Source organism: Sulfitobacter aquimarinus (assembly GCF_040149565.1).
Taxonomy (GTDB): Bacteria; Pseudomonadota; Alphaproteobacteria; order Rhodobacterales; family Rhodobacteraceae; genus Sulfitobacter; species Sulfitobacter aquimarinus.
In genome coordinates this window covers 182,488-200,343 of the sequence record NZ_JBEFLO010000001.1, presented here as the reverse complement: position 1 = coordinate 200,343, position 17,856 = coordinate 182,488, and the positions used below count along the sequence as shown (strand labels likewise).

21 protein-coding genes are annotated in these 17,856 nt (G+C 60.2%); 14 read left to right on the top strand and 7 right to left on the bottom strand.

The features are described from left to right. Positions 1 to 151 precede the first annotated feature (151 nt). Positions 152 to 586, top strand: coding sequence for an FKBP-type peptidyl-prolyl cis-trans isomerase (locus tag ABMC88_RS00955; RefSeq protein WP_349574956.1), 435 nt, complete (start codon positions 152 to 154; stop codon positions 584 to 586). A gap of 128 nt (positions 587 to 714) precedes the next feature. On the opposite strand, the gene irrA is transcribed toward ABMC88_RS00955, so the two are convergent. Further along, a complete protein-coding gene (gene irrA, locus ABMC88_RS00950) occupies positions 715 to 1,134 on the bottom strand; it encodes an iron response transcriptional regulator IrrA (protein ID WP_349574955.1) in 420 nt (139 codons plus the stop codon). 215 nt (positions 1,135 to 1,349) lie between these two features. On the opposite strand from irrA, the gene fabA reads away from it, so the two are divergent. Next, on the top strand, positions 1,350 to 1,859 hold the full coding sequence (gene fabA, locus ABMC88_RS00945; protein WP_349574954.1) for a bifunctional 3-hydroxydecanoyl-ACP dehydratase/trans-2-decenoyl-ACP isomerase: 510 nt from the start codon (positions 1,350 to 1,352) through the stop codon (positions 1,857 to 1,859). Positions 1,860 to 1,863: 4 nt separating this feature from the next. On the opposite strand, the gene ABMC88_RS00940 is transcribed toward fabA, so the two are convergent. Further along, the gene (locus tag ABMC88_RS00940) at positions 1,864 to 3,594 is read right to left on the bottom strand and encodes a calcium-binding protein (protein ID WP_349574953.1); all 1,731 of its coding nucleotides are present in this window, start codon (positions 3,592 to 3,594) and stop codon (positions 1,864 to 1,866) included. Between the two features lie 184 nt (positions 3,595 to 3,778). Here ABMC88_RS00940 and fabB point away from each other — a divergent pair, with 184 nt between their 5' ends. The 3 genes from fabB to ABMC88_RS00925 are packed head-to-tail and all read left to right on the top strand — an operon-like array spanning position 3,779 to position 6,584. Continuing rightward, positions 3,779 to 5,008, top strand: coding sequence for a beta-ketoacyl-ACP synthase I (fabB, locus tag ABMC88_RS00935; protein ID WP_349574952.1), 1,230 nt, complete (start codon positions 3,779 to 3,781; stop codon positions 5,006 to 5,008). Positions 5,009 to 5,019: 11 nt separating this feature from the next. Next, a complete protein-coding gene (locus tag ABMC88_RS00930; RefSeq protein WP_349574951.1) occupies positions 5,020 to 5,811 on the top strand; it encodes an enoyl-ACP reductase FabI in 792 nt (263 codons plus the stop codon). Positions 5,812 to 5,858: 47 nt separating this feature from the next. Then, complete coding sequence (locus ABMC88_RS00925) at positions 5,859 to 6,584, top strand: hypothetical protein (protein WP_349574950.1); 726 nt, start codon at positions 5,859 to 5,861, stop codon at positions 6,582 to 6,584. A 78-nt stretch (positions 6,585 to 6,662) separates the two neighbouring features. Here ABMC88_RS00925 and kdsA read toward each other — a convergent pair whose 3' ends face one another. Both kdsA and ABMC88_RS00915 read right to left on the bottom strand, forming a co-directional pair. Next, positions 6,663 to 7,508 (bottom strand): 3-deoxy-8-phosphooctulonate synthase, encoded by an 846-nt coding sequence (gene kdsA, locus ABMC88_RS00920; RefSeq protein ID WP_349574949.1) that lies wholly within the window; start codon positions 7,506 to 7,508, stop codon positions 6,663 to 6,665. A 14-nt stretch (positions 7,509 to 7,522) separates the two neighbouring features. Further along, complete coding sequence (locus ABMC88_RS00915) at positions 7,523 to 8,635, bottom strand: THUMP domain-containing class I SAM-dependent RNA methyltransferase (protein WP_349574948.1); 1,113 nt, start codon at positions 8,633 to 8,635, stop codon at positions 7,523 to 7,525. A gap of 93 nt (positions 8,636 to 8,728) precedes the next feature. Between ABMC88_RS00915 and ABMC88_RS00910 the strand changes: the two genes are divergently transcribed. Both ABMC88_RS00910 and ABMC88_RS00905 read left to right on the top strand, forming a co-directional pair. Next, entirely contained in the window at positions 8,729 to 9,112 is a 384-nt protein-coding gene (locus ABMC88_RS00910) for a hypothetical protein (protein WP_349574947.1), read from the top strand. A gap of 70 nt (positions 9,113 to 9,182) precedes the next feature. Beyond that, entirely contained in the window at positions 9,183 to 9,578 is a 396-nt protein-coding gene (locus ABMC88_RS00905) for a hypothetical protein (protein WP_349574946.1), read from the top strand. Positions 9,579 to 9,582: 4 nt separating this feature from the next. Here ABMC88_RS00905 and ABMC88_RS00900 read toward each other — a convergent pair whose 3' ends face one another. Then, complete coding sequence (locus ABMC88_RS00900; protein ID WP_349575551.1) at positions 9,583 to 10,452, bottom strand: glycosyltransferase family 2 protein; 870 nt, start codon at positions 10,450 to 10,452, stop codon at positions 9,583 to 9,585. A gap of 123 nt (positions 10,453 to 10,575) precedes the next feature. Between ABMC88_RS00900 and miaB the strand changes: the two genes are divergently transcribed. Then, positions 10,576 to 11,892, top strand: coding sequence for a tRNA (N6-isopentenyl adenosine(37)-C2)-methylthiotransferase MiaB (gene miaB, locus ABMC88_RS00895; RefSeq protein ID WP_349574945.1), 1,317 nt, complete (start codon positions 10,576 to 10,578; stop codon positions 11,890 to 11,892). Here the strand turns inward: miaB and ABMC88_RS00890 are convergent. Then, positions 11,889 to 12,260 (bottom strand): DsbA family protein, encoded by a 372-nt coding sequence (locus ABMC88_RS00890; RefSeq protein WP_349574944.1) that lies wholly within the window; start codon positions 12,258 to 12,260, stop codon positions 11,889 to 11,891. The two genes, miaB and ABMC88_RS00890, sit on opposite strands and share 4 nt — an antisense overlap. A 30-nt stretch (positions 12,261 to 12,290) precedes the next feature. Beyond that, positions 12,291 to 12,536 carry a DsbA family protein gene (locus tag ABMC88_RS00885; protein WP_349574943.1) on the bottom strand — a complete coding sequence of 82 codons (246 nt, stop codon included), beginning with the start codon at positions 12,534 to 12,536 and terminating at the stop codon, positions 12,291 to 12,293. Positions 12,537 to 12,849: 313 nt separating this feature from the next. On the opposite strand from ABMC88_RS00885, the gene ABMC88_RS00880 reads away from it, so the two are divergent. From ABMC88_RS00880 to lnt, 6 genes are all read left to right on the top strand, one after another. After that, complete coding sequence (locus tag ABMC88_RS00880) at positions 12,850 to 13,401, top strand: OmpA family protein (RefSeq protein ID WP_439655566.1); 552 nt, start codon at positions 12,850 to 12,852, stop codon at positions 13,399 to 13,401. Positions 13,402 to 13,413: 12 nt separating this feature from the next. Continuing rightward, entirely contained in the window at positions 13,414 to 13,734 is a 321-nt protein-coding gene (locus tag ABMC88_RS00875) for a hypothetical protein (protein ID WP_349574942.1), read from the top strand. Between the two features lie 129 nt (positions 13,735 to 13,863). After that, complete coding sequence (locus ABMC88_RS00870; RefSeq protein WP_439655555.1) at positions 13,864 to 14,895, top strand: PhoH family protein; 1,032 nt, start codon at positions 13,864 to 13,866, stop codon at positions 14,893 to 14,895. Then, the gene (ybeY, locus tag ABMC88_RS00865) at positions 14,895 to 15,422 is read left to right on the top strand and encodes an rRNA maturation RNase YbeY (protein ID WP_349574940.1); all 528 of its coding nucleotides are present in this window, start codon (positions 14,895 to 14,897) and stop codon (positions 15,420 to 15,422) included. Before ABMC88_RS00870 ends, ybeY begins: the two co-directional genes overlap by 1 nt. A gap of 24 nt (positions 15,423 to 15,446) precedes the next feature. Then, positions 15,447 to 16,355 (top strand): hemolysin family protein, encoded by a 909-nt coding sequence (locus tag ABMC88_RS00860; protein ID WP_349574939.1) that lies wholly within the window; start codon positions 15,447 to 15,449, stop codon positions 16,353 to 16,355. Continuing rightward, positions 16,355 to 17,842: an apolipoprotein N-acyltransferase gene (gene lnt, locus ABMC88_RS00855; RefSeq protein ID WP_349574938.1), complete on the top strand. Its 1,488-nt coding sequence runs from the start codon at positions 16,355 to 16,357 to the stop codon at positions 17,840 to 17,842. The genes ABMC88_RS00860 and lnt overlap by 1 nt, the downstream gene beginning before the upstream one ends. Positions 17,843 to 17,856 lie beyond the last annotated feature (14 nt).

Here is a 17,856-nt window from a genome sequence, read left to right as displayed (position 1 = left end):
CAGCACAGTTGCACGCGGGGGCAGGTTGGAAAAGAGCGAATTGGGGGGTTGAGGTTTGGCTGCTGGCTTGAAAAGATATGTCATCTTTTGGAGCACCCGCGCAGATACGCGGCCTCCGCCCTTTTTCCCCCAGACAAATTGGAGACGACAGATGGCCGAAGTCAAGGCAGGCGATACAGTGCAGATACACTATACAGGGACGTTGCTGGATGGCACGACCTTCGACAGCTCGGACGGGCGCGACCCGCTGGAGTTTGTTGTCGGGTCGGGGCAGATCATCCCAGGGTTGGATGTGGCCATTCCCGGTATGGTGGTTGGTGACAAGAAGGTTGTGAAGATCGGCGCGGACGATGCCTATGGCCAGCTTAACCCCGAGATGCGTCAGGCAGTTCCGCGTGAAGGCATCCCCGCGGACATTCCGCTGGAAGTTGGCATGCAGTTGCAGATGCAGACACCAGACGGGCAGGCGATGCCTGTGACAGTTGTCGAGATGGATGAAGCAACCGTCACACTGGACGCGAACCACCCGCTGGCGGGCAAGGATTTGCAGTTCGATATCGAGTTGATGAAAATCGACGCTGCTTGATTGCGGTTATGAAATAGGGGCTTTGGCCCATTCCTGCGCCTTCGGGCGCAGGAATCCCCCGCAATATTTAAGGCCAGAAAAAATAGGGCGCTGTTCTTTGAGCGTTGGTTTTTGTGGCTTTGACGGGTTCAGGTCTTTTTGCGCAGGCGAATGACAACATCGACGGAGGCGATTTCGGCGCCTTCGGGTGCGTCGGGCAGTTGCGCGATGACAAGTTGCTCTGACGGGGCGTCTGTCAGACGGGCCTCGTCTTCCCAAAAGAAATGCGGGTGGTCGTGCGTGTTGGTGTCGAAGTAGCTGCGCGAGCCGTCAACGGTAACTTCTTGCAGCAGGCCCGCATCGCAAAAGGCGCGCAGGGTGTTGTAGACCGTTGCGAGAGACACGCTGTCGCCTTTGGTTTTAGCAGCGTCAAAGAGGCTTTCTGCTGTGACATGGCGGTGGTTGCCGTCGCCCACCAGCAATGTCGCCAACGTGACCCGCTGGCGCGTCGGACGCAGGCCCGCAGTCGCGAGCCATTTGGTTCCGGTATCCATTTGAGTGTCAGACATGATCGGCCTCTATACGTACCCGTTTAATATGGGGGGGAACGGGCCGCTTTTCAATTGCAAATACGGCACCAAGTGACGCAGGCATAAACGGGCGGTGAAACCTGCGTTCGGGCGGCGCATTATAGCGAGGAGCGTCAAGCGAGGAGCGCCCCTTGCAGGCGGGCGCGCCGAGGTGGTATGCGGGGGCAACAACCATCTACATTGGAGACAGCCCCATGTCCGACTTTCCCACCAGCTTTGACAAAGAAGACCTGCTCAAATGCGCCCGCGGAGAGCTGTTTGGCCCTGGCAATGCGCAATTGCCCGCGCCTCCGATGTTGATGATGGACCGTATCACCGAAGTTTCGGGCGATGGCGGCGCACATGGCAAAGGCCATATCGTGGCGGAGTTCGACATCACGCCTGACCTTTGGTTCTTTGACTGCCACTTTCCAGGAAACCCGATCATGCCAGGCTGTCTGGGGCTTGATGGCTTGTGGCAGCTGACGGGCTTTAACCTTGGCTGGCGTGGCTGGCAGGGGCGCGGTTATGCGCTGGGCGTAGGTGAAGTGAAGCTTACCGGAATGGTGCGGCCCGACCGCAAGATGCTGACCTATAAGATCGACTTTACCAAGGCGATCCAGACGCGCCGCCTGACCATGGGTGTGGCCAGCGGCACGGTGGAAGCAGACGGCGAGGTTATCTATCAGGTGACGGACATGAAGGTCGCCCTGTCCGAAAGCTGAGGCGTCAGGTGAATTCAAAATGCTCTGGTGACAACAGGGCGCGCCACGGGGCATCGTTCTCCAGATGCACCAGCAGGCGTTGGTTCGTTTCCGAGATGTTGAGCATGGTATAGCTGCGGCCGTCCAGTATTACGTTGCCCGCGGTCATGTCGGCCAGACGGTTTGTGTCCGCAAAGCCCGACAGGGTGATCTGGTCCTGCCCAAGTGTGAAATCCTCGATCCGGTCAAGGCGGCGGACACGGTCCGCGTTGCTGCCTGACAGGGTGTCCCAATCGACCAGATGGCGGGAATTGAACGCGAATTCATCCGCACCGGCACCGCCCCAGGCGATGTCCTGATCCGTCCCGCCATTGAGCCAGTCATTGCCCGCGTCACCGCGCAGCGTATCGCGGCCCTGGCCGCCGACCAGCGTGTCATTGCCGCTTTGACCGTGCAGGCGGTCATTCCAGCTGCCTCCGTCCATGCGGTCATCGCCGCTACCACCCCATAGCGTGTCGCGGCCTGCGTTGCCGCGCAGGATATCATTGCCGCCATCGCCATACAGCCGGTCATTGCCTGCCTCGCCAACCATGCGGTCGCCATTGGCGCCACCGCTCATCCTGTCATTGCCCGATCCGCCGAACAGGATGTCCCGCCCATTATTGCCGCGCAGCAGGTCGTCGCCTTGTTGGCCGTACAGGGTGTCATTCCCTGTCCCGCCTTGCAGCACATCGGCCCCGTCGCCGCCAAACAGCGTGTCATGTTCGCTGCCGCCAAAGAGGTGGTCATCGCCTGTCCCACCGCTAAGCAAGTCGTTATCCAACCCGCCCGCAAGGCTGTCGTTGCCCGCATCACCACGGACTGTGTCGTTGCCTTTTCCCGCGTTGATCCGATCGTTGCCGCCACCGCCAGAAAAGCTGTTGTCGGTGATGCTGGCAGGTTGGTCGATGCTGCGCACTCGGGTGTCATGCACGATTTCCGCGCCATTGCCGCCTGCAAACCCCTTGCTGCTGGAAGAGCCGCCGAAACAGAAGGTCATATTGGCGCTGAAGGTCGGGTTGCCGAGCCATGCGGGCACTTCGTTCACCTGATCGACAAACCCGACCCGCGCGTCGGGGTCGCGGCTGGCGATCAGCATCGCGGCCAGATCGGTCGTGTTCAGAAAATGCCGCTCTGCCCCGCCTTCGCGCGCGCCCTCCAGCGCGTAATAGGCGTTGGTCCCGACCTTTATCCACTGCTGGCCGTCGAATTCGAATATCCTGACGTCGCTGGGTGGACGGTTGAGGTTCAGGACCCGCCCCTCCAGCATGATGCGGTCTTCGGAGGCGTTGAAATCGTCGATCCGACCGATGATGATGCCATCGGCGTCCCCAATGTTCACAAACTGGAACGTGTCCGCGCCAATGCCGCCATAGACGTGGTGGCCCATATAGGCAATCTGCTCCCCGTCGCGGTAGCGGTTGCCGTTCTTGGTCAGGTCCATGACAATGGTGTCATTGCCGTCCATGCCGAACATATGCACCTGTCCGGCACCGGGCATCGCGGCATAAAGATAGTCATTACCATCACCACCGCGCAAACCAGTGGTGCCAAAGCCGGTTTGCGTAATCAGGCGGTCATTGCCGTTGCCACCCACCAGCGTGTCGGCCCCGCCGCCGCCGATCAGGGTGTCGTTGCCATTCGCACCTTCGAGGCGCTCGCCTCTGTTGGTGCCTGTGATGCGGTCATTGCCTGATGTTGTGGTGCCTTGGATCATGGGGTGGGGTGCTCATCTATTGGGGTGCGGATTGTTTCCCGTATGGCAACAGATGTTTGCGATTTGGTTGAGGATTGGTGAGCAAATGGTTACTGCGCACCGCCACAGTTGTGCCTACCCGCTTGCACCATGGCGCGGCCCTGCCGTAAGAAGGACCCAAGCAGGAATACAGGGAGTGCTGCCCATGCGCCGCGTCGTCGTCACAGGATTGGGAATTGTCTCGTCCATCGGAAACAATGCAGATGAAGTGCGCACAGCACTCAAGGCTGGCACCAGCGGGATCGTCGCCTCGGAAGAGATGACCGAGCACGGCTTTCGCAGCCGCATCGCGGGCACGCTCAAGCTGAACCCGTCCGAGCATATCGACAAGCGGACCTTCCGTTTCATGGGGGCGGGTGCTGCCTATGCCTATATCGCGATGGGCCAAGCCATCGAGGATGCAGGGCTGAGCGAGGATGTGATCTCGAACCCGCGCACGGGGCTGGTTGCAGGCTCTGGCGGGCCGTCGACATCGGCCATGTTGGCCGCACATGATGTGGTGAAGAACACAGGTGCGACCAAACGGATCGGGCCTTTTGCGGTTCCGAAATGCATGAGCTCGACCGTCAGCGCGAACCTCTCGACCGCCTATAAGATCAAGGGCATCAACTATTCCATCACCTCGGCCTGTTCGACGTCACTGCATTGTATCGGCAACGCGGCCGAGCAGATTATGATGGGCAAACAGGACGTTATGTTTGCAGGTGGCGGCGAGGAGCTGGACTGGACCCTGTCATGTTTGTTCGACGCCATGGGCGCGATGAGCAGCAAATATAACGACACGCCCGAACTGGCGAGCCGTGCATTTGACCAAGACCGCGACGGTTTCGTGATCTCGGGTGGGGGCGGCATGGTCGTTCTGGAGGATCTGGAACACGCGCTGGCACGCGGGGCCAAGATTTACGCCGAAGTCACAGGCTATGCCGCGACATCGGATGGCCACGACATGGTGGCCCCTTCGGGCGAGGGCGGCGAACGCGCCATGCGTCTGGCGCTGCAATCGCTGCCAGAGGGCCGCTCCGTTAGCTATATCAACGCACATGGCACCTCGACCCCAGTGGGTGACGTAGGCGAGATTGAAGCCGTGCGGCGTGTCTTTGGCCAAGGCTCGACCCCGCCTGTCAGCTCGACCAAATCGATGACGGGCCACGCGCAGGGTGCTGCTGGCGCGTTGGAGGCGATTTTTTGTCTTTTGATGCTGGAGGATGATTTCATCGCGCCGTCGATCAATGTGCAAACACTGGACGAGCGGCTCGACCCGTCCGAGATCGCAACAACCCGCGTGGATAATGCAGGCCTTGATTCCGTCATGACCAATTCATTCGGATTTGGCGGCACCAACGGATCCATGATCCTGTCAAAATTCAAGAACTAAGGATCGATTTTATGTCTGGATTGCTGAGCGGTAAACGCGGGCTGATTATGGGTGTCGCGAACGAACGCTCGATTGCGTGGGGCATTGCGAAGGCGATGGCAGGGGCAGGGGCCGAGCTGGCCTTTACTTATCAAGGCGATGCCTTTGGTTCACGCCTGAAGCCCTTGGCCGAAAGTGTCGGGTCGGATTTCATGGTAGACGTGGATGTGACCGATGATGCGTCCCTTGATACCGCATTTGAGCAACTTGGTGCCCGCTGGCCCACGATCGATTTTGTGGTTCACGCGATTGCCTTTTCCGACAAGTCCGAGCTGACAGGCCGTTTCCTGAACACCAGCCGCGCCAACTTTAAACACTCGATGGATATTTCGGCCTACAGCTTTATCGAAGTCGCCCGCCGCGCCCATCCGATGATGACCGAGAACGGTGGCACGTTGATGACGCTGACCTATCAGGGGTCCAACAAAGTAGTTCCGAACTATAACGTGATGGGCGTGGCCAAGGCGGCGCTGGAATCAGCGACCCGCTATCTGGCGAATGATCTGGGACCCGAAGGCATCCGCGTGAATGCCATCTCGCCTGGTCCGATGAAGACGCTGGCGGGGGCCGCTATTGGTGGCGCACGCAAGACCTATAAACATACAGGTGCAAATGCGCCTCTGCGGGAAAACGCGACATTGGAAGCTGTTGGCGGTACGGCCGTCTATCTTGCCTCCGACATGGGGGCCTGCACGAGCGGAGAGATCATCCACGTCGATGGTGGCTATCACGTGCTGGGGATGCCGCAGGCAGAAAACCTCTGAGCTGGACGCTGGGCGCACAGTAGCCTCGTCTGAGTGTACGGCGTGCCTTGGCCGTCGTGATTGACTGGACGTTTATTTGGCTGCTGTCGGCGGTTTTGTTGCTGCCGTTTCTTGATCCGGACAATACGGGATTGCGATTGGGCGCGTCACCTGTGGCGTGGCACAGCTGTGCGCGGATTGCTCCAGATGCGTCTGGAACCAGAGCCGAAGTGTCTCCCGAGCAAGCAGGCTTTGCCCGAACATGCACGGTGCGGACCTTCGGGTTCTATAACGGTCGGGTGATCGTTCAGAACTACGGCAAAGCGACAGTACACAGGCCGTATATCCGCGGTGTCCCTTACGGCGCGACAACGACCTACCGCACATCGGTGTTTGCCGTGGACGGGGCGGGAGTTGCCGTAACGACATTTGCACCGCAACACGTGATTGTGCCGCTTTTGTTGGTGATTTACGGCGCGGTGTCTCTGGGGCTTGGGCATCAGACAATCGGCAAGCGGCTGGCAGGGGTGCGGGCGGCGGGAACTGGCTGTGCCATGTGCCGCGAGGTGCGCAAGCTGGGTGTTTTTGTTCTGGCTGGATTGGGGTATCTGATGATGATGGCCATGCCAGACGCCCTGTTGCTGTTCGCATGGGTGCCTGATTGGGCGACCACGGCTGTCGGTGTGACGGCGGTGGTGCTGTTTTGTTTCTACTTCATATGGCCTTTGGCGTGGTGGCGGGGGGCGATGCCTTATGACCGCGCGACCGGGTTTGAAGTGGTGCGCGCGGGGTAGGTGGGGTTTGGGGCTCTGCCCCCTCTTTGGGCAAGCCCAAAGAGTCCCCGAAGGATTTAGGGCCAGAAAAAATAGATGTTAGGAGATGTCGAGGGGAGGGAGCGCCTTTACCACGTCGTCGATTGCTTTCATCTGTGCGAGGAAAGGTTCCAGTTTGTCCAGCGGCAGGGCGCTGGGGCCGTCGCATAGTGCCTCGTCGGGGTTTGGGTGCGCTTCCAAGAAGAGACCTGCGAGGCCCACGCCCAGACCTGCGCGACCGAGTTCGGCCACTTGGGCGCGGCGGCCACCTGAGGCAGCGCCGCCCGGGTCGCGCATTTGCAGCGCATGGGTGACGTCGAAGATAATGGGCGCGTCACCCGAGACATCGCGCATGGTGCGCAGGCCCAGCATGTCGACCACCAGATTGTCGTAGCCAAAGCACGCGCCGCGTTCGCACAGCATGATCCGGTCATTGCCGCACTCGCGCAGTTTCTCGACGATGTTTTGCATCTGTGGCGGGCTGATGAACTGCGGTTTTTTGACGTTGATCACAGCGCCCGTTGCAGCCACTGCTGCGATCAGGTCGGTCTGGCGGGCAAGGAAGGCGGGAACTTGGAGAATATCGCAGACTTCGGCCACTGGCGCGCATTGCGCTTCGGTGTGGATATCGGTGATGACGGGAACGCCGAAGGTCTCTTTGATCTCTTGGAAGATCTTGAGGCCTTCCTCCAGCCCCGGGCCGCGGTAGCTGTGGATCGAGGAGCGGTTTGCTTTGTCGAAGCTTGCTTTAAAGATGTAGGGGATGCCGAGCTTTTGGGTGACTTCCACGTAATGCTCGGCCACCTGCATGGCCAGATCACGGGATTCCAGCACGTTCATGCCGCCGATCAGGGTGAAGGGTAGATCATTACCAAGGGTGAGCGATGCGACGTTGATGTGGGTCATGAATGGATCCTTTGTTAGCGCAGAGGTGGCGTTTGCCACAGCCAGACTTTTGTGCCGCCGTGGGCGATAGGCGCGCTTTGCGGCTTCCACGGCAGGGCGGTTGCCTTGGCCAATGACGGCTCGGAAGTGACAAGGGCCACGCGCCAGCCTTTGAAGCGGTTGAGCAGGGTTTGACCCAGCGTGCCATAAAGCGGGTAAAGCAGTTTTTTGTTGCCGATGCGTGCGCCGTAGGGTGGGTTCACGATGACAAGGCCCGCGGGCCCGTCGGGCGGTGTGGCTTCGCCTGCGGCGTGGTTGGCGAAGTGGGTGACATCCGACAGGCCTGCACGCTCGGCGTTGGCGGTGGCCATGCGCACAGCACCCGCGTCGCGGTCCGAGCCGTAGAACTGCGCGGGCGGCGTGGTGTGGGCGGTGGTCTTCATCGCGCCAAAGGCGTCTGCATCATAGTTGGCGAGGCTTTGGAAGGCGAAGCTGCGGCTGCGACCGGGTTGTAGGCCTGCGGCGATCTCGGCGGCTTCGATCACGAAGGTGCCGGAGCCGCACATCGGGTCCAACACAGGCTCGGAGCCGGTATACCCCGCTTGGCGCAGCATCAGCGAGGCCAGCGTTTCGCGCATGGGCGCTTTGCCGACGGCTTCCTTGTGGCCGCGTTTGTGCAGGCTTTCGCCCGAGGTGTCCAAGCTGAACAGCACGTTGTTGTCGTCGATGCGGACCTTGAGAACCAGATCGGCCTCGGGGTCGAGGGTCAAGCCGTGGGTATCGGTCAGCGCCGTTTCGATCCGCTGGGTGGCGGCGCGGGCGTGGTAGATTTTCGAGGCTTTGGTGGTGACCTGAACGCGCAAGGGCACATCGGTGCGCAACAGATCGCCAAAGGGGAATTTGCGGCTGCGTTTATCGAGCTGTGCGAGGTGGAAGGCCATAAACCCGCCGATGCGGGCCAGCACGCGGGTGGCGCCGCGCAGCTCTAGATTGGCGCGCCAGACATCCGGCCAGCCGCCTTGCAGCGTCACGCCGCCCGCCACGGCTGTGGCGTCCTCAAAGCCTAAGGCGCGGGCTTCTTCACACAGGACGGATTCGAGGCCGGGAACCGTGACGAGGAATATTTCGAAGGGTTGGGGTGTGCTCATACCGTCCCGTCTAGGGGTTGTGCGCCCGCGCTGCACGCGATTTTTGCGCAGTTTGTCAAAATTTGGCCGTGTTTCGCCCGTAGGCGGCCGCGTATGACACTTGCACAGACATACCGCGAAGAAAAATTGATCAGCCGCCGCTCTGGCAGGCGCAAGGCACGGATTGCAGGGCGGATCATTGGCTTTGGCCTGATGACCTGTCTTCTTGTGGCGCTGCGAACCGACCCGCAATTGCGCGCTATGGTGGATGATGCAGCGCTTGCAGTGATGGGCAAGGTAGCGGCGGCGCAGGGCGGTGCCCCAGAGGACGATGCGCAAGCTCAAGCCGAGCAAGCCCAACCGGATGCTCCGCAGGAGGATGCGGACATGATGGTGAAGCTGGGGCTGAAATCCGCGCCGAAACCTGTGAAACCACCCGTGCGGCAAATGCCCGAAAGCACGGTAAAGGTCCACCGCGGCGGGATTGATCCAGACTAAGTACGCTTTGCTGGCAATTGCCGCGCATTGCCCATAGAATCTGGCGAAAATTGAACGAAGTGGATGCGATATGCCTTATGGCGCAGGCGGCAATAACGGCGGGGCTGGCAGCTTTTTGATCGGGCTGATCATGATGATCGGCGGCGGCTATCTGCTGCTGAACGGGATCATCGTGCGGCCTAATTTCAGCATGGGGTCGCGGGTTTTCGGGATTGGCGGTTTTGCCATCACCTCGGGGATGGTGTTCATTCCGTTTATGTTTGGCGTCGGGATGATCTTTTACAATTCGCGCAACTGGATCGGATGGGTCTTGGGGCTTGGCTCGCTCATCGCGCTGATATTCGGGGTGATCGCCAATATGACCGTCCAGATGGCACGGATGAGCGGCTTTGACCTGATTGTGATCCTTGTGCTGTTGGTGGGCGGGATCGGTCTGTTCCTGCGGTCTTTGCGGAACTACAGCTAACGGCTCAGAACCATTGCCCCGGTTCCATCAACCCCAGATCAAGCAACTGTCGCGAGTGCCATTCAAACGGGGCAGAGTTGTGCCATTTGAATGTGTCGATCTCGTAGCGGCTGCCGGGGTTTGATTTCAGCGCCTTTGCCGTGCGGAACGAGCAGACAGTCGCCGTGATGTTGTGATGCCACGGGCAGGCGTAGGTGTTGTATTCTTCGTCCGAGAAGGTGTGATCCTCGCGCAGTTTCAGGCCCGGTGCGGCGCGGAACAGGGCGATGCGGTCGATCTTGCGGCGGGCGGGGGGCACGTGTTCTTCGTACCGCCAGCGCAGCCCGCCATAGAAATCAAGCTGGCGTTCCTTGGGGTGGCCGTGGTTGTCGGCGTCGGGCCGTGCCAGCGCGTAATAGCCCGAGCGGTCCAGATGCGCGCGTTCAAGCGAGACCGCATCGGGGTGCTGGTCCAGATCGTCGGAATACAGATCAATGATGTAGGTGAGCATCGCATCGCGCCGCTCTTCTGTGTGAAAGGCCAGCATTTCGGTGATGGCGCGGGTCTCGCAGAAGGGGTAGAAGAGGTATTCGGCGTTGTAGCAGTAGTAAATCCACTGTTTCGGGGCGGCCTCGATTATTGCGTTAATCGCCGCCTCGGTGGCCCCTTCACGGGCGGTGTCATAGTCGATCCGTTCGATCGTTTCTTGCAGATCGCGGGGCAGGTCGAATTCGGCAGGCATAAAGGCCAGCACATGCTCGAACCCGCATTGCAGGTTGTGGCGCAGGGTGGTGTCCACCTCGACGTCGTCTTCGACCAGCACAACGGAAATCGGCCCTTTGGCAAGGGCGCTGCCGCGTTGGGATATAAACTGCTCAAGCGAGGAATAGCGCATTTGGGCCTGCATCATTGGGTTCTGTCCCAGAATCGGTTAAATCGCCGTGCATTGCAAGATGTCGCATCGGCTGTTACGTCGCGCAGCAACTCCTTTTTCACCAAAGCACCGCAGGTCTAGCCCATGTCAGACACAAAAACAGACGCGCCAAAGAAGCTTTTCATCAAGACATACGGCTGTCAGATGAACGTCTATGACAGCGAACGCATGGCAGAGAGCCTTGAGGGCTATGTGCCCACGGACAAGGCCGAAGATGCGGATATGATCCTGCTCAACACCTGCCACATCCGTGAAAAGGCCGCCGAAAAGGTGTATTCCGAGTTGGGGCGCATGAAGCCCTTGAAAGAGCTGAACCCTGATCTGAAGATCGGCGTGACCGGCTGTGTCGCTCAGGCCGAGGGCGAGGAAATCATGCGGCGTCAGCCTGCCGTCGATCTGGTGGTGGGGCCGCAGTCCTATCACCGCCTGCCGCAGATGGAGGCGCGGGTGCGCAGTGGGAAAACCGCGCTCGACACGGATTTTCCAGAAGAAGACAAGTTCAACCACCTCAAAGGGCGCGGGACCAAAGCGCGGCGTGCGCCTGCGGCCTTCCTGACGGTGCAGGAAGGCTGCGACAAGTTCTGCGCCTTCTGCGTGGTCCCCTATACCCGCGGTGCCGAAGTCTCCCGCCCCGCCGATCAAGTCGTGCGCGAGGCGCAGGAACTGGTCGAGCGTGGCGTGCGCGAGGTCACGCTGCTGGGGCAGAACGTCAATGCGTATCACGGCGGCAAGACGCTGGCGCAGCTTATCCGTGCGTTGGCAAAGGTGGATGGGTTGGAGCGTATCCGCTACACGACCTCGCACCCCAACGATATGGACGATGACCTGATCGCGGCCCATGCGGACACGCCCGAATTGATGCCCTACCTGCACCTGCCTGTGCAATCGGGCAGCGACCGCATCCTGAAACGGATGAACCGCAGCCACACCGCCGAAAGCTACCTGCGTCTGATCGAGAAGATCCGCAGCGTGCGCCCCGACATCATGATGTCGGGCGACTTCATCGTGGGCTTCCCCGAAGAGACCGAGGAAGACTTCCAAGCCACGATGGATTTGGTCGAGCAGGTCAATTACGGTTACGCCTACAGCTTCAAATACTCGACCCGCCCCGGCACACCGGCGGCCGAGCGTGCGCAGGTGGACCCCGCCCAAGCCGACGAGCGCTTGCAGCGGCTTCAGGCGCTGATTAACCGCCAGCAATACGCCATTCAGGACAGTATGGTCGGCCGTGATCTGTCGGTTCTGGTCGAGCGGGCAGGGCGGCAGGATGGCCAGATGCTCGGCAAATCCGAATATCTCCACTCCGTACACATCGACAATGCCACCGCGCAAATTGGCGACGTTGTGCGGGTGCGCTGCACCAAGGCAATGACGAACTCGCTGACCGCCGAGCAGATCTAGCGGCGCGGAATGCCGTCGCGGTCCAGCTGCCAGCGCAGCAGCGCGATCCTGTCTTGTCCGAAAAAGGGAGCGCCGCCGTACACAAAGGTCGGAACGCCCCAATGGCCTGCCGCCTCCAGCGCCGATTGGTTCGCGTCCAACGCCTCCAGATGATCGCCGCCCGTCAGGGCCGCCTTCATCTGTGCCAGATCAAGCCCTGCACGGGCCGCAGCGTCCGCCAGATGATTGCCTTTGTCCCAATCTTTGGTCCCGCCGAACAGAAGATGCGAGACTTCGCGGGCGAAAGCCACGCCACGCCCGCGCCGTTGCGCCTCGACCCCCAAACTGCTCAGGCGAAAGATATAAGGCTGATCCGTCGCGATTTTCATTGTGGTCAGGTCCTGTACAACCGGATCGGGCTAGGGCCAATGCGCGGCCATCCCCAGAAAGGCCGCACGGCGGGGCCAGTCCAACAAGATATACTTGGCCCATGCCGCCTTGGCCGGGTCAAAAAAGTCGGGCTTGCGCACCGCGATGGGCAGGACAGGGCGCAAGGCCACCTCGACCTTGTAGTCAGCGGCCAACGCCATCATGTCAGGTGTCGCCAAATAGGAGTACGGGCTGCGGAAGGACCAATAGATGTCGATGACGGGGGTGTCTTGCATGATGGGGCGTTCCTTTTTGTGAGGGAGCCTGCCGTGAAAATTGCGGTTTCGCAATTGGCCCGCCGGATCGTCTTGATGCTTCAAGCTTGCAGCGCATTGCCTGTCGTACAGGCGACAGAGAGGTCAAACCACAGCAGATTGATTGTTTCTAGAGGCGCTACACCACATGTGGCAGATAAGTGCTTTTCACTGTGGCCGATTTTCCTTAACGTCATACCATAGGGAGATTCTCTGTCCGTACGCTGCGTGCGCTTTTGATCTTCGGGGGAACAAAATAGGGAAAAGAGCTGTGGGTAACACACTTTTCAAAACAATGCGCCTCGCTGCCGGCGCCGCTTTGGTCGCTGTGATGGCGCTGCAAGGTGCTGCGGTTGACGCGCAAACGAAATCGCAAAGTGGCAAAGACAAAGGCCAGTATATTCCAACCATCTGGGTTGATCCCGACGGGTGCGAACACTGGGTTATGGACGACGGTGTCGAAGGCTACATGACGCCCCACACCAACCGTCAGGGTATTCCTGTGTGCCGCCGTGGCAACGTATGCGGTGTGATGCAAAGCGACCAGTTCTTTGCCACCAATAGCGCCCATGTCTCGAAGTCGGGTCAGGCGAAACTGCACCAGTTCTTCCGCCAAAATCAGGCCACCAGCTATATCATCACGGGTCACACGGACAGCCGTGCCTCTGATGCCTATAACATGCGCCTGTCGCTCAAGCGGGCCAATTCGGTTGCCAAAGTGGCCAAACGCTCGGGCGCGCGGATCGCGGATGTTCGCGGCTACGGCGAGCGTCAACCAGCGGCGTCCAACCGTTCGGCTGCGGGCATGGCAAAGAACCGCCGTGTCGAAATTATCTGCGTTCGTTAAGGAAACAAGCACATGAACACTTTCAAAATCATCGCACTTGTTGGTCTGGCGACGGCTGTATCGGCATGTGAGGACTTTCAGGTCTCTCAGCAGGGGCCGGACAAATCAATCGACAAAGGCATCGACAAAAAGCACCTTAGCCAGCTGGAAGCGGGCATTTGGGTTGATCCCAACGGGTGCGATCACTGGATCATTGATGACGGCGTTGAGGGATACCTGTCCGCGCGTCTGGACAAATACGGCAAGCCTGTATGCTCTGGCGTAGCACCGCCCACCTATACGGCAGGTGATTTCAAAAAAGGTGCGTCCAGCATCATCGGTGACCCTGTCTAGCTTTGGCTGATCTGTACGCAAACCTAAGGGGCCGAGGTGCAATGCACTGCGGCCCTTTTTTGTTGTCTGCGCTGGCAATGTAGGGCCACGCACACTATCTGACGTTCTCTGTCACACTCCAAAAGGACTTTGCCTTTGTCTTCACCAGATACACCCACAACCTCCGCCACCCCTCCGGGCCCTGTGTTGGAGTTTGCCGATAACCGGTTGTTGATTGATCTGTGTGGTCCCTACGACCAATATCTGGCCGCTGTGGAAAAGGCGCTGGAGATTCAGGTGGTGCGGCGGGGCAATTTCCTGACCCTGCTGGGCGATCCTATGGCGACCGAACGCGGCGCGCAGGTCTTGCAAGGTCTATATGCGCGGCTGGAAGGCGGGCGCGAGGTGACGCCCGATGACGTGGACATGGTCCTGCGCATGGGCGTTTCGGATGAAGGGACGGGCGTGCAGGACGGCGACCAGATCGAAATGCCCATTGCCCACGGTGTCGAAATACAGACCCGCAAAAAGCGGGTAGAGCCGCGCACCAAGGCGCAAAAGGCCTATGTTGAATCGCTGTTCGCGAATGAGCTGGCCTTTGGCATCGGACCTGCGGGCACAGGCAAGACCTATCTGGCGGTGGCTGTTGGCGTCTCGATGTTTCTGTCCGGCAAGGTCGACAAGATTATCCTCAGCCGTCCCGCGGTTGAGGCGGGGGAGAAGCTGGGCTTTCTGCCCGGCACGCAGGATGAAAAAGTAGATCCCTATATGCAGCCGCTTTATGACGCGCTGAACGACTTTTTGCCGGGCAAACAACTGGCCAAACTGCGCGAGGAAAAGACGATCGAGATCGCGCCGCTGGCGTTTATGCGCGGCCGCACGCTCAGCAATGCGTTTGTGGTGCTGGACGAGGCGCAGAATGCCACGGCCATGCAGATGAAGATGTTCCTCACGCGGCTGGGCCAAGGCTCGCGCATGGTGATTACGGGCGATCGCACCCAGATCGATTTGCCACGCGGTCAGGCATCGGGGCTGGCGGACGCGGAACGGTTGCTCAAGACGATCCCCAAGATCAGCTTTAACTACTTCACCTCCAAAGACGTGGTGCGCCACCCGCTGGTTGCGGCCATCATCGAGGCTTACGAGGCCGAGGCCGAGCGTGCGCTGAACCGCGACGTCTGATGGAGACGCTTGATATTGTAATCGACGCGCCTGAGTGGGCGGATGCGGGGCTGGCCGATGCCGCGACCCGCGCCGTGGCCGCGACCTTGGCTCATATGGGGCTGGAGGCGGAGACTTGCGAGATTACGTTGCTGGGTTGTGATGACGCCCGCATCGCCGAGCTGAACACCGAATTTCGCGGCAAGCCGCAGCCCACAAACGTGCTTAGCTGGCCCGCGCAACCGTTGGCGCCAATAGCCGAGGGCCACGCGCCCCCCGCGCCCGAGCAAGGCTTTGACGGCATGATCGAGCTGGGCGATATCGCCATCGCGTATCAGACCTGCACCGCCGAAGCAGCGGCCCAGAATAAACCGCTTTTTGCCCATATGACCCATCTGATCGTTCACGGAACGTTGCATTTATTGGGCTACGACCACGAAACAGACGCCGATGCCGCGCTTATGGAGCGGTTGGAGGTCGAAATTCTTGGCAATTTGGGCATGGATGACCCATATAATAGCGATCAAGACTTCTCTGGCCCCGTTTAGGGGCGCATTCAAAGACAGGACCCAATGGGCGACACTGACGGATCTTCTAACGCAGCGCTTCGCGCGCAGGATACGACCACCCCCGACGAGAGCGCCCATTCGGGCGAAACGGATGCCAGCAAGACAGGCTTTTTCAGCCGCGTGATTGGTGCGCTCAGCCCGTCCGACACGCCGCAGGGCGATGTCGCAGTCCAACCCGCGCTAGAGCGTGGCGGGACAGGCATGGGCAATCTGCGCCGGATGCGCGTGGATGATGTGATGATCCCCAAGGCCGATATTATCGCAGTCAGCGTGACGACCACGATGGATGAATTGGTGGCGGTGTTCAAAGAAAGCGGGCTGACGCGGTTGCCTGTGTATGACGGGACGCTGGACACGCCCGTGGGCATGGCCCACCTCAAGGATTTTGCCCTGCAATTCGGGTTCAACGGCACGCCTGCCGCCTTTGACCTGACCGCACTCGTGCGCCCCTTGGTCTATGTGCCGCCGTCGATGACCATCGGCGTGCTGCTGACCAAAATGCAGACAGAGCGGCGGCACATGGCGCTGGTGATCGATGAGTACGGCGGCGTCGACGGTCTGGTCACGATCGAGGATCTGATCGAACAGGTCATCGGCCAGATCGAAGACGAGCATGACATAGACGAGGGCATCTATTGGACCGAGGAAAAGCCGGGCCAATATCTGGCGCTGGCGAAAACGCCGCTCACGGATTTCGAAGAACTCGTCGGCCTGTCGCTGACCGACCACGACGATGTGGACGAGGAAGAGATCGATACGCTGGGCGGGCTGGTCTTTATGCTGTCGGGCCGCGTGCCGGCGCGGGGCGAGGTCGTGGTTCATCCCGACGGCCCCGAATTCGAAGTGATGGACGCAGACCCCCGCAGGATCAAACGGTTGCGTGTGCGCATGACGGCTACTCCGGCCGAGTGATGCCCGACCGTAACCGCAGATACCTGCCGCTTTTTGCAGGGGTGGTAGCTGCGATGGGGCAGGCCCCCTTTGACCTGCCGATTGCGATGATCGTCGGTCTGGCGGTGGCGTTTCGTGTGATGCGTCATGCGCGGACGGTGCGCGATGCCGCGTGGGTCGGGTTCGCATTCGGGTTTGGCTATTTCGCGGTGGCGTTGCACTGGATTGTCTCGCCTTTTTTGGTGGATGCGGCGCGTCACGGTTGGATGGCGCCCTTTGCCGTTGTCCTGATGGCTGCGGGCGGCGCGCTGTTCTGGAGCCTTGCGTTCTGGACAGCCGCCAGATTGCGCGGGTTCTGGATGCTGGTGCCGTGTTTTGCCATGGTCGAAGTGCTGCGGGCCTATGTCTTTACGGGTTTTCCATGGGCCGCGCCCGCGCAGGCGATGGTCGATGTGCCCGCGGGGCAGGCGCTGTCCTGGGTCGGGCCGCACGGGCTTAACCTGTTGATTGCCGCTGTGGCGGCTACGTTGGTGGTGTTAAGGCGGCGGCAGGGTTTGGCGAAATGGCCTCTGATGGCGCTGCTGGTGTTGCCTTTTTTGCCCCTTCCACTGGCATGGCTGCCTGCGGGGGCGTTGGGCGATTCTGTAGTCCGTCTGGTTCAGGCCAACGCGCCGCAGCATGAAAAATGGGATCCTTTGATGATCCCTGTCTTTTATGACCGCCAGTTGACCTTCACGGAGGCTCCGCCCACCGAAGGGATGGATGCACCCGCCCTTGTCATCTGGCCCGAGACAGCGATCCCTTGGCGGCTTGATCGCAGCGGCGTCATTCTTGAGGAAATCGCAGCCGCTGCAAATGGTGCGCAGGTGATTCTGGGCGCACAGCGCAGCGAGGGGGAGCGGCATTTTAATGCGCTTGTTGCCTTGGACCCGCTGGGGAATTTATCTTGGATTTATGACAAACATCACCTTGTTCCCTTTGGGGAATACATGCCGCTGGGGGATTTGGCGGCACGGTTTGGCATCTACGGGATGGCGCCGCAGCATGGCGCGGGCTTCAGCCGTGGCGCGGGCGCGCAGGTCATGGACCTTGGTGCATTGGGCCGTGCGCTGCCGCTGATCTGTTATGAGGCGGTTTTTGCCCATGATGTAAACGCCGCACCCGAACGGCCTGATTTCATCGTCCATGCCACCAATGACGCGTGGTTTGGGACTTATGCAGGGCCGCAACAGCACCTGGCGCAGGCGCGGATGCGCGCGATTGAGCAAGGCCTGCCCGTGGCGCGTGCAGCCAATACGGGCGTCACGGCGATGATCGACCCTTGGGGGCGTGTCCTGTCCAGCATCGGTTTGGGGCAGGCGGGTTTTTTGGATGCGCGGCTTCCTTTGCCGCTGGCGCCCACACTATACAGCCGCACGGGCGATCTGCCCGCGGCGTTATTGCTGCTTGGGGTGTTGTCCGTTGGGGCGTTGCGTCGCAGGGCCAGACAGCGTGCGCAATCCGAATAGCGATTGACCCGCAA